Annotated in this window: 13 protein-coding genes; 3 read left to right on the forward strand and 10 right to left on the reverse strand. The window is 65.5% G+C overall.

The features are described from left to right. Nucleotides 1–18: 18 nt before the first annotated feature. The 3 genes from VLA96_12100 to VLA96_12110 all read right to left on the reverse strand — a co-directional run bounded on the left by VLA96_12100 (nt 19) and on the right by VLA96_12110 (nt 3,131). A complete protein-coding gene (locus VLA96_12100; protein ID HSE49941.1) occupies nt 19–1,485 on the reverse strand; it encodes an aldehyde dehydrogenase family protein in 1,467 nt (488 codons plus the stop codon). Nucleotides 1,486–1,619: 134 nt separating this feature from the next. Further along, nucleotides 1,620–2,429: an enoyl-CoA hydratase/isomerase family protein gene (locus VLA96_12105; GenBank protein HSE49942.1), complete on the reverse strand. Its 810-nt coding sequence runs from the start codon at nt 2,427–2,429 to the stop codon at nt 1,620–1,622. 9 nt (nt 2,430–2,438) lie between these two features. Then, nucleotides 2,439–3,131: a TetR/AcrR family transcriptional regulator gene (locus tag VLA96_12110; GenBank protein ID HSE49943.1), complete on the reverse strand. Its 693-nt coding sequence runs from the start codon at nt 3,129–3,131 to the stop codon at nt 2,439–2,441. A 149-nt stretch (nt 3,132–3,280) separates the two neighbouring features. Here VLA96_12110 and VLA96_12115 point away from each other — a divergent pair, with 149 nt between their 5' ends. After that, a complete protein-coding gene (locus tag VLA96_12115) occupies nt 3,281–4,189 on the forward strand; it encodes a universal stress protein (GenBank protein ID HSE49944.1) in 909 nt (302 codons plus the stop codon). A 59-nt stretch (nt 4,190–4,248) separates the two neighbouring features. Here the strand turns inward: VLA96_12115 and VLA96_12120 are convergent, their stop codons facing one another. Both VLA96_12120 and VLA96_12125 read right to left on the reverse strand, forming a co-directional pair. Further along, a complete protein-coding gene (locus VLA96_12120) occupies nt 4,249–5,529 on the reverse strand; it encodes a Glu/Leu/Phe/Val dehydrogenase (GenBank protein ID HSE49945.1) in 1,281 nt (426 codons plus the stop codon). Nucleotides 5,530–5,606: 77 nt separating this feature from the next. Further along, nucleotides 5,607–5,870 (reverse strand): hypothetical protein, encoded by a 264-nt coding sequence (locus tag VLA96_12125; GenBank protein HSE49946.1) that lies wholly within the window; start codon nt 5,868–5,870, stop codon nt 5,607–5,609. A 295-nt stretch (nt 5,871–6,165) separates the two neighbouring features. Here VLA96_12125 and VLA96_12130 point away from each other — a divergent pair, with 295 nt between their 5' ends. Next, the gene (locus VLA96_12130; protein HSE49947.1) at nt 6,166–7,875 is read left to right on the forward strand and encodes a VWA domain-containing protein; all 1,710 of its coding nucleotides are present in this window, start codon (nt 6,166–6,168) and stop codon (nt 7,873–7,875) included. Between the two features lie 115 nt (nt 7,876–7,990). Beyond that, nucleotides 7,991–8,707, forward strand: a complete 717-nt coding sequence (locus tag VLA96_12135; protein HSE49948.1) for a ferritin-like domain-containing protein — start codon at nt 7,991–7,993, stop codon at nt 8,705–8,707. Here VLA96_12135 and VLA96_12140 read toward each other — a convergent pair. The 5 genes from VLA96_12140 to VLA96_12160 all read right to left on the reverse strand — a co-directional run. Continuing rightward, complete coding sequence (locus VLA96_12140) at nt 8,704–8,988, reverse strand: hypothetical protein (protein HSE49949.1); 285 nt, start codon at nt 8,986–8,988, stop codon at nt 8,704–8,706. The two genes, VLA96_12135 and VLA96_12140, sit on opposite strands and share 4 nt — an antisense overlap. A gap of 85 nt (nt 8,989–9,073) precedes the next feature. Then, nucleotides 9,074–10,132 carry a dihydrodipicolinate synthase family protein gene (locus VLA96_12145; protein HSE49950.1) on the reverse strand — a complete coding sequence of 353 codons (1,059 nt, stop codon included), beginning with the start codon at nt 10,130–10,132 and terminating at the stop codon, nt 9,074–9,076. A 94-nt stretch (nt 10,133–10,226) separates the two neighbouring features. Beyond that, nucleotides 10,227–10,616 (reverse strand): VOC family protein, encoded by a 390-nt coding sequence (locus VLA96_12150; GenBank protein ID HSE49951.1) that lies wholly within the window; start codon nt 10,614–10,616, stop codon nt 10,227–10,229. A 110-nt stretch (nt 10,617–10,726) separates the two neighbouring features. Then, complete coding sequence (locus VLA96_12155) at nt 10,727–11,872, reverse strand: membrane dipeptidase (GenBank protein ID HSE49952.1); 1,146 nt, start codon at nt 11,870–11,872, stop codon at nt 10,727–10,729. A gap of 90 nt (nt 11,873–11,962) precedes the next feature. Next, a partial coding sequence (locus VLA96_12160) for a DUF1028 domain-containing protein (GenBank protein HSE49953.1) occupies nt 11,963–12,690 on the reverse strand: 728 nt, incomplete at its 5' end.

Consider the following 12,690-nt stretch of genomic DNA (forward strand, 5'->3'; position numbering starts at 1 on the left):
TGCCTGGCATGATTCTCCCTAGAGCCGTGCCCAGACGGCTTTCACTTCCGTGTAATGGTTGATGGCCTCGGCGCCGAGGTCGCGGCCGAAGCCGGACTGCTTGTAGCCGCCGAACGGGAACGAGGCGTCGCCGTCGCCGTACGTGTTGATCCAGACCGTGCCGGCCTTCAGGCGGCGCGAGAGGTTGTGCGCGCGCTTGATGTCCGAGGTCCAGATCGCGGCAGCGAGACCGTAAATGGTCTTGTTGGCGAGCTCAGCGACCTGATCGACGTCGTCGAAGCTGAGCGTGGCGAGCACCGGCCCGAAGATCTCTTCTTGCGCGATCTTCATCTCGTTGGTCACGCCGCGGAAGATGGTCGGCTCGACGAAGTATCCCTTGCTGCCGTCGACCGACGCGCGATTACCGCCGGCGGCGAGCTGCGCGCCCTCCTGCTTCCCGGCCGCGATGTAGCCGAGCACCGTGTTCATCTGCTGCTCGCTGACGATGGCGCCCAGCCGCGTCTTCGGGTCGAGCGGGTCGCCCGGCTTCATCTTCTTCGAGGACTCGACCAGCTTGGTGAGGAACTCGTCCTCGATCTTCTTCTCGACGAACAGGCGCGAGCCCGCGGAGCAGACCTCGCCCTTGCCGTAGAAGATGCCGTTGAGCGCGCCGCGCACCGCCTGGTCGACCGGCGCGTCGGCGAAAACGATGTTGGGTGACTTGCCGCCGAGCTCGAGCGTCACACGCTTCAGCGTCTCGGCGGAGGCCTTCATGATCTCCTTGCCGACGGCGGTCGAGCCGGTGAAGGCGATCTTGTCGACCTCGGGATGGCGCACCAGCGCCGCGCCGGTCTCGGGTCCGCCGGTGATGACGTTCAGCACACCCGCGGGCAGGCCCGCTTCCTGCGCGAGTTCGGCGAAGCGCAGGGCGGTGAGCGGCGTCTGCTCGGCGGGCTTCAGGATCACGGTGTTGCCGCAGGCAAGCGCCGGGCCGAGCTTCCAACTCGCCAGCAGCAGCGGGAAGTTCCATGGCACGATGGCGCCGACGACGCCCACCGGCTCGCGCAGCGTGTAGCTGAAGGCGTTCGCCAGCGCGTTGATGGTCTGGCCGTGGATCTTGGTGGCCCATCCGGCGTAGTAGCGCAGCACGTCGACCACCATCGGCATGTCGATGTAGCGCGACTCGAAGATGGGCTTGCCGTTGTCGAGCGTCTCCAATTCGGCAAACTCGTCGATGTTGCGCTCGAGCAGGTCGGCCAGGCGCCACATGATGCGACCGCGCTCACTGGCGGGCATGGTGGACCAGGAGCCTTTGTCGCGCGAGTCAAACGCCTTGCGCGCCGCGCGCACGGCGGCGTCGACCTCGGTCGCGCTCGCCTCGGCGACCTGGGTCAGCACCTCGCCGGTGGCGGGGTTGACAGTGTTGAAGGTCTTCTTGCCTTCCACCCACTCGCCGCCGATGAGGAGCTTCCCCGGCTTAACGTTCGCTTTGGTTGCTGCGATCATGAATCAGTTTCCCGTTTCCTGTTTCCGGTTGCGACTCTAGAGATCCTTCGACTCGTGCTCGGCCGCGACCGGCCGAGCACTCGCTCAGGATGACGGCGGCGGGCTCCCGCTGCGCTCACGCCCGCCAAACGCCGTCACTTCGCCTTGAAGTCCGCCGGACGCTTCTCGACGTAGGCGTTGAGGCCTTCCTTGGCGTCGGCCGACTTGAAGAGCAGCGACTGCAGCTCGCGCTCGATGGCGAGCGCCGACTCCATGGGGATCTCCGAGCCGGTCTGGCAGGAGCGCTTGATGTGCCCGACCGCCATCGCCGCCTTGTTGGGCGGGCAGAACTGGCGCGCGTACTCCATGATGTTCGCCATGAAGTCCTCGCGCTCGAAGATGTCGTTGACGATGCCCATCTCCTTGGCCTCTTCGAAGGTGAAGGTGTTGCCGGTGACCATCAGTTCGATGGCCTTGGACTTGCCGACCAGGCGGGAGAGGCGCTGCGTGCCGCCGGTGCCGGGAAGCACGCCGAGATTCACCTCCGGCAGGCCGATCTTGCCGGCGTCGCGCCGCGCGATGCGGATGTCGGCCGCCATCGCGATCTCCAGGCCGCCGCCGACGGTGTGCCCGTTGAGCGCCGCGATGACCAGCTTGGGCGTGTGCTCCAGGCGCAGCAGCGTCTCGTTGGCGTGCAGGCAGAAGTAGTACTTGAAGACCGGGTCGACCGACGCCAGCATCTTGATGTTCGCGCCCGCGGAGAAGAACTTGTCGCCGTTGCCGGTCAGCACGAGCACGTGCACGTCGTTGTCGAAGCGCGCCTTCAGGATGGCTTCGTCGAGCTGCCGGTTCATCTCGTAGGTGTAGGTGTTCGCCGGCGGATCGTTCATCTCGATGATCGCCACACCGCCATCGGTGCGGTAGTTGACCAGCGTCTTGGTTGCTTCAGCAGTGGTGGTGGCCATAAAGCTCCTTTATCGTCTTGAACTCGGTGCGCTTCGCGCACTCGTCTTTTCTCTTGCTGCGCCAATCTTGGCTTTGGAAGCGAGGATACCGTTGAGGAAGATGTCGCCCATCTGGCGGCTGAGCGCGCCGGCGTCGGCGTCGACGCGCGGATTGTGCCAGGTGTAGATCCAGTTCATCATGCCGAACAGGCTCAGCACTGCGAGGCGCGGCGAAGATTCTAAACCCTGCGCGCGCTTCAGGTCCTCGACCAGCCCGAGGCAGATGGCGTAGTACTCGCGCTTGATGGCCGCGACTTCCCTGCCGTAGCCGTTCTTCAGCGAGTCGGCCTCGTGCGACAGCACCTTCATCCCCTTCTTGTTCGCCAGGAAATATTCCAGGTGGTTGGCGATGAAGATGCGGATGCGCTCGACCGGGTCGCTGCTTTCGGCGAGGCGCTTGCGGACGCGCTCGATGATGGTGCGGAAGGTCGTGCGCTGGATGAGGTAGAGCAGCTTCTCTTTTGACTCGAAGTAGTGGTACAGGCCGGCGAGCGACATGCCGCTGGCACGCGAGAGGTCGCGCATCGACGCCCCCTCGTAGCCCTTCTCGTAGAAGACGTCGGTGGCGAAGGCGAGGATCTCGCCCAGCCGGCGGTCGAAGCGCCGGTCGCGGGCACGGGTTTCGGCCGAGCGTTTGCGGCCGAGGGCTGGGGTGGTCGCCATATCCGAACGAACGTTCGAATTATAGGATAGCCGCGCGCCTCCGTCAAGTTGCCTGCTGTGACCCGCGTCACCGCGTGGCCGCAAGCCGCGCGGTACCGTCGCAATGGATGCGTGTGAGTCTTCCCCGCCGTCCCCCGCAAGGAGGCGCCATGCCCGTCGCACAGCCTGAAATGATCCCGCTCCTCCGCTCCCACCTCCAACTCAAGAACATCCTCTTGCTGGTCGATCTGGACCGCCACTCGCACGTCACGCTCTCGCACGCGCTGCGCATCCAGAAGCTGCGCGAGTCGCGCATCATCGCCTGCCACCTGCTGCCGCCGGCGGAAAGCACGTTCGTCCCCGAAGACCCCACGCGGCGCTGGCCCGACCTGGAGCGCCGCCGCTCGGAACTGGAATTGAAGGACCTGGAACTGCACACTCGCCTCAAGGAGGTCTCGCACGCCTTGCTGCTCGAGAACGGACCGTTCCACGAGGTCGTCCCGCGCATCGCGGAAGAGTACGAGATCGACCTGGTCGTGATGGGCTGCCACCAGCACAGCACGCTGGCGAAGCTGGTGTTCGGCTCCACCGCGGAGGAGCTGCTGCGCGGCACTTCCCTGCCGGTGATGACGGTCGGGCCGAGGATGACCACGGTGGCGGAGGCGACGCCCATCCGCAAGATCCTGTTCGCCACGCACTTCGACGAGCCCTCGATGCACGCCGCCTCCTACGCGCTGTCGCTCGCGATGGACGACCGCGGCCGCGTGACCCTGCTGCACGTCGTCTCCGATCCGCGCGAGCTGCGCGCCAAGCCGCAGCGGCGGCTGATGGAGATCCGCAGCCGGCTGAAGCGCCTGATCCCGGAAGATGCCGACCTGTTCTGCTCGCCCGAGGTGCTGATCGAATACGGACCGCCCGCGCAGCGCATCCTCGAGACGGCCCAGCGCGAGCACAGTGACCTGATCGTCATGGGCGTGCGCAAGCCGAAATACTCGGGGCTGGCGTCGCATGCCCCGCACGACGTCGCCTACGACGTCATCTCGCAGGCGCCCTGCCCGGTGCTAACGCTGAGCAGCTAGCGGGAAGCAAAACTATGGGGCGACCCCGCGGGGTCGCCCCAAGTGTTGCCAGGCCAGGGTTATGGCCAGATGCCGCGCGTCCGCGTCGCCATGGCCACGCGGTCGATGGCCAGGATGAAGGCGCCGGTGCGCATGTCCACGTTGTGCGTGGTCGCCATCGCCAGCACGTCGTTGAACGACTTCACCATCACCTTCTCCAGCTTCTTGTTGACCTCGTCCTCGTCCCAGAAGAGCTCGGCCAGGTCCTGCACCCACTCGAAGTAGCTGACGGTCACGCCACCGGCGTTCGCGAGGATGTCGGGGAGCACGAGGATGCCCTTCTTGAACAGGATGGCGTCGGCCGCGGGCGTGGTCGGTCCGTTCGCCGCTTCCGCGACGATCTTCGCCTGCACGCGCGCCGCGTTGGCGCCGGTGATCTGATTCTCGAGCGCCGCCGGGATCAGGATGTCGCACGGCAGCTCGAGCACCGCCTCACTGGGCAGCGCCTCGGTCCCGGGGAAGTTCACCACCGAGCCGGTCTTGCGCTTGTAGGTGAGCAGGGCCGGGACGTCGAGACCCTTCTTGTTCATCACGCCGCCCTTGGTGTCGCTCACGGCGATCACCTTGGCGCCTTCGCGGAACAGCAGGTCGGCGGCGATCGAGCCCGCGTTCCCGAATCCCTGGATGGCGATGGTGGCGTTCTTCAGGTCGATGTTCTTGGTCTTGCAGGCTTCGCGAATGACGAACACGCAGCCGCGGGCCGTGGCTTCGTTCCGTCCCAGCGAGCCGCCCAGGAAGATCGGCTTGCCGGTCACGACGCCGGGCGAGTTGTTGCCCGACATCATGCTGAAGGTATCCATGATCCACGCCATCACCTGGCCGTCGGTGTAGACGTCGGGCGCGGGGATATCGCGGTCGGGGCCGATGATCATGCTGATCTCCGCCGCGTACCGGCGGGTCAGCCGCTCCAGTTCGCCCTTGGAGAGCTTGTGCGGATCGCAGATGATGCCGCCCTTGGCGCCCCCGAGCGGGATGTTGACGGTCGCGCACTTCCAGGTCATCCAGGAGGCGAGCGCCTTCACTTCATCGAGCGAGACGTTGGGATGGTAGCGGATGCCGCCCTTGCCGGGACCGCGCGCGATGTTGTGCTGCACGCGATAACCATCGAACACCTTGATGGAGCCGTCGTCCATGCGGACCGGGAGCGAGAGGACGAGGCAGCGCCGCGGGTTGCGCAGGGTGGCGCGCAGGCCGGCATCGAGTTTTAGTTTGTCCGCCGCGGCCTCGAACTGCTGGCTGGCGATGTGGAATGGATTCAGGTCTTCTTGGAGCTGCGGCGGGGCCGCTTGCGTTGTGACCATGTTGATTTCTCCTCGGAGCTGTTCGATTAACAGTGCATATGCTTCCTATGACGTGGTGCGAGCCGATCAGCCTGGTGCTACTCCTTCGGGCTCCTGCGTCCCCAGCCGAGCCACCCGCGCGAGAGTTCTCGCTCGGGCGTCAGGTTGCGCGCGTGCGAAGGCGCGGCCGCCAGCTCGCACTCGCCTTCGGTCCCGGCATCTTCCGGCAGGTTGAGGTTGGGGCGGTGGTAGCCCTGGATGGTGGTGCGGAAATCCTCGCTCTCGAGGCGCGCGAGCGCCTCTTCGCGGGTAAGAACGGCGTGTCCCTTACAAAGAGGACACTTCACTTCATCGTCCGCCATCGGTACCTCCTGGCCTGCGGGAGGCGCGCAAGCCGTTCGTACAGGACGATTTCAGGCCCAAATCGGGTAAGGGTCGGTGACGGGTATCACCGGAGCCTGTGAGGCCGCAATCCTGACCGGGAACACGAGCGGCGGGAGCAGGAGATGGTCAGAACGAGCCGCTCAGGCAGCGGCTGCGGTCCCCTACTTTACTCCTTTTCCACGAGCGCCGGAGCGGTGACGCTGGTTGACGCGCCCTCCGGAGCGTCCTACCATGACGGTTCCCCAGTATCCCCCTTATCCGAAGAGGCATTCCGTGACCTTCCTGAAGCGCACCCTGGCAGCCCTGCTCTCCTGCATGTTGCTTGTCACCTCCGCCCTGCCACAAGAAAAGAGCGACACCATCAAGGCCACGACGCGGCTCGTCCTGATCGACGTCATCGCCACCGACAATAGCGGCAAGCCGGTCAAGGACCTGAAGATGGGTGACTTCGTCGTCACGGAAAAGGGCAAGGAACAGAAGCTCTCGGTATTCGAGCGCTTCACCCCGAGGAATGAGGAGGCGAAGCCCTTGCCGGCGAACTACCTCAGCAACCGACCAGCGCTGAAGGGTACGGGGCTGAGCAATGCCGTCACGGTCATCCTGCTGGATGGCCTGAACACGAAGACGAAGAACCAGGCTTATGTTCGGCAGGAGCTGCTCAAGTACCTGACGAACCAGTACAAATCGTCGACGGCGACGGCGGTGCTCGCGCTGGGGAACGAGGTGCGCGTCCTGCAGGACTTCACCACCGACCCGGAGTTGCTGCGGAAGGCGCTGGAGAACTTCAAGCCGATGGAATCAACGACCTATAACCGGTCGACCACGGCGCCCGACCAGCCGGTCGTGCTGGAAGGTTTGCAGGGCCTGGGGCAGAGCGCATATGACCGCATCGTCGCGAACCTGAATTACTTCACCGCGGAGCAGGTGACGCGCGCGCTCGAGGAGCGCGTGCAGATCACGATGGAAGCCATGCGCGCCATCGCGCGCGCGACGGCGGGCTATCCGGGCCGCAAGAACCTGATCTGGGTATCATCGGCATTTCCGTTTGACTTCATGCCCGACACGCCCAGCACGATGGGCTTCTCCCAGAGCTTTGCGGAACAGTTCAAGCTGACCGAGGCGCTGCTGACCCAGGCGCGCGTCTCGGTCTATCCGGTGGACGCGCTCGGCCTGACCGTGGGCTTGGGATCCGACGCGCAGACCGCGGGCATCGTCGGACGCATGGGCGGGTTCTCCAACCTGGGTCGCGTCGGCGACGAAGATTACCGCGAGACGCGCTCCTCGAAGATGGTGATGGAAGAGCTCGCGGGCCAGACAGGCGGCAAGGCCTTCTACAACCGCAACGACGTGGATAACGCGGTCGCGATCGCAGCCGCCGAAGGCAGCGAGAGCTACGTCATCGGCTATTACCCCGACGACAAGAACTTCGACAACAAGTTCCGGAAAATACAGGTGAAGGTGAACCGGACCGACGTGAAGCTGCGCTACCGCACCGGCTACTACGCGGTGGACCTGAGCCATCCGATGAACCTGAAGGCAAAGGACCAGGCAAAAGCGCGGCAGGAAGAGATTCGCGTGGCGCTCTCCGATCCCTTTCCGGCTACAGCCGTCACCATCGACGCCCGCGTCCTCCAGCCGCAGCCCGGGTCGAAGGACGCGACGGTGCAGGTCATCGTGTATTCCAAGTCCCTTAAGACGAACCCCCAGCCCGACGGCGGCGAGGAGATCGACATCGACCTGTTGGTGGCCGCCTACGACAAGAACGGCAAGATGGTCGCCAACGCCGGCCGCTCGCAATCGGCAGTCTTCAGCAAGGAACAGTTGGAGATCTTCCACCAGATGGGACCCCGCTTCGACATCCCGCTGAAGCTCGATCCCGGCGACTACATCCTCAAGATCGCGGTCCGCGACGCCCTCTCCGGCGCCATCGGGATGACGCGGGCGCCCATCCACATCGGCCCCATGCCGGCGGCGGCGCAATAGAGGCTGTTCTTAAAGGGCCGTCCCCGCGGCGGACGGCCTTTTTCCTTGGGACATCATTTCTCATGGCCTGCGACTTCTAATCCAGGAGGCCGTTTCCTGGCCGAAGGGGAGGACCATGCCTGAGTTCGTCAAGGATGTGGAGCAGATCCGCGAGCGCGCGGTGCGCAAGATCGAAGAAGGAGCCGTGACGCAGTCCTACCAGGGCGACGTCGCAAAGACCATCGCCATCCTGAACGAGGCGCTGGCCACCGAGATCGTGTGCGTGCTGCGCTACATGCACCATTACTTCATGGCGACCGGCGTCCACGGCAAGAGCGTTGCCGGCGAGTTCAAGGAGCACGCCGACGCGGAGCGCGAGCACGCCGACGAGATCGCCGAGCGCATCCAGCAGCTCGGCGGGAAACCCGATTTCAACCCCGCTTCCCTGCTGCAGCGCTCGGTCTCGCAGTACATCGAAGGCGAGACGCTCGCCGACATGATCCGCGAAGACCTCATCGCCGAGCGCATCGTCATCGAGGTCTACCAGAAGATGGTGCGCTACTTCGGCGACAACGACCCCACCACGCGCCGCATGGTCGAGCACATCCTGGCGGACGAGGAAGAGCACGCCAGCGAGCTCTCCGACCTCCTCTATATCGTCGACCCCGCGACCGGCGAGACCCAGGGAAAGGATCCGGCAACGAACCCGCCCGCCATGGGGCGCGACCAGCAGCAGGAGCGAAAAGCGGAGCCGCGACCGCAGAAGCGCAGCCGGCTGCAGGCCGAGCCGGAAGAAGTCCTGCGCGCGCTGGAGCAGAGACTCGGCAAGCCGAAGGGCAAGCGCGCGGCCTAACGTCTCCTGCCGGCGGCTTCCTGGTATGCCCGGTGGAACGCTGCGAGCGCCTGGCGAAGGTCGCCGTCAGAGAAGATCTCGATGGACTTCCAGCCCGGGCCGGGCGCACCGCGCGCCTTTTCCGACGGCAGTTTGTAGCTGACCGAGTCCGGCGAATCGAGCGCGCGCGTGCGCGGCAGCGCCGCGAAGATGTGCGGGCCGCGGTAGTACGCCGTCAGTCCGAACATCGGTTTGGCCGTTACCTGCGGCCACGAGAGGAGCTCGCGCTCGAGGAATGTCACGTAGGGTTTGAGCCCTTCCGAGGTCTTGTGCAAAACGGGCGGCCGTGCGGGCCGAAGGCGCGCCGGCTTCTTCTTTCTCGCCACCTTAGTTCCGGATGTTTTCCATCAGCCGCTCGATGTCGGCCTTGATGGTGGCGTCGGGCGGCAGCAGCGGCAGTCGCGGCGGCCCGCCATAGTAGCCGTTCAGGTCCATCGCGTACTTGATCGCCGGGATGGTGTACTTGCCGACGATGGTCGTCGCCGCTTCCTTGATGCGCGCCTGCTTCTCGCCGGCCAGCGCCATGTCGCCGTCTTTCCAGGCGGCGTAGATCTCGAAACACGCCGTCGGCGCGCAATCGGCGAACGCCAGGATCGCGCCCACCGCGCCGCGGTCGAGCGACTCCTTCAGCGTCTGCGCCGAGCCCACCATCACCTGGAACCCGACTTCGCGCTGCCTGGTCTTCAGCGTGACCTTGGGCGGAGCGGTCGCCACCGCCGCGCCGCCGATCGCCTGCGCCGGCACGAACTCGGCCGTGGGCGCGCTCGCTGCCGCGGGCGCGCTCCGCAGGCGCGCGGTCACCGCCTGCTGCTGCTCGGTCACCGCCACCTGCCGCTTGATGTGCCGCGTCCCCGCGACCATCTTTTCCACCTTTTCCATGTTGCCGCTGGATTCCTTGATGCCGATCAGGTTCGGGTGCCCGGCGAGCTCGATCACGAGCTCCGCCGGAATGTCGTAGCCTGTCGCCTGCGGGAAGTTGTAGATGATGACCGGCAGCGGCGACTGGTCGCACACGAAGCGGTAGAAAGCGAGCATCTGCGGCGGGTTCATCTGCGCCTTGTAGTAGTGCGGCGTGCGCACCATGGCGACGTCGTAGCCCAGCGTCGCCGCGTGCTCGGAGAGCGCGATGGTCTCGCGCGCCGATTCGTGCCCCACCCCGGCGATCAGCACCTTTTCCGGCGTGACCGCGCCGCGCGCGCACTTCAGGACGTCGCGCCGCTCCTGGTCGCTCAGCAGGATGGCCTCGCCCGTCGAACCCAGGATCACGACGCCCGCCAGCGGCGCCTTGGAGTAGCGGTCGAGGTTGTGCTCCAACTTCTTGAAGTAGATGGAGCCGTCGGAGTAGAAGGGCGTGGTCGCCGCAGGGAAGATGCCGCTTAGTAACATGGTTTCCAGTTTCCTGTTCCCGATTTCCGCTTAGGGTGGGATCTTCTCAGTATAGCTCCGCCGGAAACGGGAAACGGGAAACCGGAAACTGGTCTTAATAGACCTTGATCTCGACGAGGTTCCCGTCCGGGTCGCGCAGGAAGGTCGAGAGGCTCTTCCCTTCCGCGCCGGTCGTGACCTCCGCCGGCAGCGGCGTGAGGCCTGAGCGCTTGAGCGCGCTGATGACCTCGTAGATCGAGGTGCCGTGGGCCACCAGGCAGAAGTGCGTCTCGGTGAGGTTCGCCGCGGGCGCGGGATTCGTCGGCGTCGCCTCCAGCAGGTCCAGGATGGCGCTGCCCGCTCCCAGCGTGACGACCTTGTAGCCCGCCTTCGCCGTGCCCTCGCTCTCGATGCTCAGCCCAAGGCCTTCCTTGTAGAACTTCACCATCTCGGGCAGGCGCTTGGTCACCAGCGCCACGTGGTCGAACCCTTTGTAGCTGATCACAGGCGTTAAGGGATACCACACTTGTCATTCCGAGCGAAGCGAGGAATCTGCTCTTGATGGCACCGCAGATTCCTCGGCGCTGCGCTCCTCGGAATGACAGCTGAAAGAGACTACTTCCAGATACTGCCGAGCGCGCGGCGGAAGTTGTCGCCCAGGATCAGTTCGATCGCGTCGTCGGAGTAATTGCGCCGGATCAGGCCCTCGGTCAGGTCGAAGACGCGTTGCGGGTGGTCGAGCCCGGGGATGTCGCCGCGCGCGGGCGCGTTCTCCTTGTAGCCGGCGAGCATGCGGCGATGCAGCACGGGAGGCAGCTTGTCGTAGCCGTCGAGGTCGCTGTCGGAGCCGATGCCCACGTGCTCCACGCCCACCAGCTTCGCCACGTGGTCGAAGTGGTCGAGCACGTTCTCGAGGGTCGCCGCGCCGCCCGCACGCACGAACATCTGCACCGCGCTGATGCCCATCACGCCGCCGTTCTTGGCGAGCGCGCGGATCTGGTCGTCCGTCTTGCAGCGCGGGTGCGGGTTGAGCGCGCGGCAGTTGGAGTGCGAGATGACCACCGGCTTGGTCGAGGCCGCGAGCGCGTCCGAGGTCGTCCTGTCGCCGCAGTGCGAGACGTCGATGGCCATCCCGACCTGGTTCATGCGCGCGACCACGCTCGCGCCGTAAGCCGTGAGGCCGGTGTCGGGCCGCTCTTCATAGCCGCAGCCGATGGCATTGCCGAAGTTGTAGGTCAGCTGCGAGACGCGCTGGCCGAGCACGTGGAACGCGTCCACGTCGGAGACCGAGCGGAAGTGCTCGGCGTTCTGGAAGCCGAGGATGATCCCGATCTTGCCCGTGCGCTTGGCGAAGGCGAAGAACGGCGCGCGGTCGATGCGCACCAGCTCCTTCGGGTGCGCCGCGATGAACCGGTTCCAGGCAGCGAGGATGGTGTTGGCATCGTCGTAGGCGTTCGGGCCGTAGCCCCAGCCGATCTGGAAGGCGGTGATGCCGGAGGAGCGGTAGCGCTCGTAGTCGGCCGGCGTGAACGTCTCGGGATGCGAGAACCAGGTGGTGACGCGCGGGCCGGGCTGCGGCAGCACGTCGAGAAAGCCACCCAGCTTGAATTGGCTGAGCATGTCGATGACCAGCGACCGCCCGACCAGCTTGATGCAGCGGTCCGAATAGGCGCGCGGCGACTGGGCGAAGAGCAGGAAGCGCCCGCGCAGCACCGCGGGCGCGGCGAGGGCAGCTCGCTTTAGCAATTCTCGGCGAGTCATCGAAAGGTCAACCTACCACGGAGGCACGGAGCACACGGAGATTTTGATTACCTGTTTCTCTCCGTGCCCTCCGTGTCTCCGTGGTGAATCCTATTTCGCGGACTGAATGCGCTTGATGAGTTCGGGATCATTCGGCAGCAGCTCCGAGTGCGGCAGCCTGCCGACCAGTTCGCGCCAGTTGGCGCCGTCGGGGCCGGCGAAGACTTTGGCGAAGATGGGCAGCGATTCGTCTACGCGCTTCATGTTGACGAGCGCGACGGCGTGCCAGAAGCGCATCTCGGCGAGGCGCGAGGCGGGAATGCCCTCGGCGGTCTCGGCTATCTGCTCGGCGGCGGCGTACTCGCGCAGCGCGGCCTCCTGGTCCTTGTGCTCCACGGCGAGGTCGCCGGCGTTCATGTGGTTGTAGGCGCGCTGGAGCGCGACGAGGCGGCGCAGTTCCTTGAGCGGCTCCACATTGTCGTCCACGCGCAGGTCGAAGATGCGATCTTCCCAGGGCTTGCCGCTGGAGTGCGCCTTCACCACGATAAGGGCGGCGGACTGGCGCCCGCGGATGTCGCCGCCGACCGACTGCGCGGCGTCGAGGGCGGCCAGCATGCGCTCGGCGAGGTCGCCTTTGGACTCTTCGAACGCCTTGGCCATCGCGGGCCAAACCTTGTCGTTGGACATGAGGTTGGCCTGGACGGAGAAACCTGCACCTACTGAGGTCTGCGAACCACACCAGTCCTGTGATCCGCGCGGAGGGCTCGTATTGCCCTCGCCTGCTACGCCGCAACCAACAAACTCCCCTTGTTTGAAGTCTCCTACGGAGTGCCCGCGCG

Source organism: Terriglobales bacterium (genome assembly GCA_035457425.1).
In the GTDB taxonomy this organism is placed as follows: Bacteria; Acidobacteriota; Terriglobia; order Terriglobales; family Acidobacteriaceae; genus JACPNR01.

Coding starts and splice junctions, on each gene's coding strand:
- VLA96_12145 (HSE49950.1), bottom strand. CDS start 10,132: ATGTTACTAAGCGGCATCTTCCCTGCGGCGACCACGCCCTTCTACTCC.
- VLA96_12100 (HSE49941.1), bottom strand. CDS start 1,485: ATGATCGCAGCAACCAAAGCGAACGTTAAGCCGGGGAAGCTCCTCATC.
- VLA96_12125 (HSE49946.1), bottom strand. CDS start 5,870: ATGGCGGACGATGAAGTGAAGTGTCCTCTTTGTAAGGGACACGCCGTT.
- VLA96_12110 (HSE49943.1), bottom strand. CDS start 3,131: ATGGCGACCACCCCAGCCCTCGGCCGCAAACGCTCGGCCGAAACCCGT.
- VLA96_12115 (HSE49944.1), top strand. CDS start 3,281: ATGCCCGTCGCACAGCCTGAAATGATCCCGCTCCTCCGCTCCCACCTC.
- VLA96_12135 (HSE49948.1), top strand. CDS start 7,991: ATGCCTGAGTTCGTCAAGGATGTGGAGCAGATCCGCGAGCGCGCGGTG.
- VLA96_12105 (HSE49942.1), bottom strand. CDS start 2,429: ATGGCCACCACCACTGCTGAAGCAACCAAGACGCTGGTCAACTACCGC.
- VLA96_12120 (HSE49945.1), bottom strand. CDS start 5,529: ATGGTCACAACGCAAGCGGCCCCGCCGCAGCTCCAAGAAGACCTGAAT.
- VLA96_12155 (HSE49952.1), bottom strand. CDS start 11,872: ATGACTCGCCGAGAATTGCTAAAGCGAGCTGCCCTCGCCGCGCCCGCG.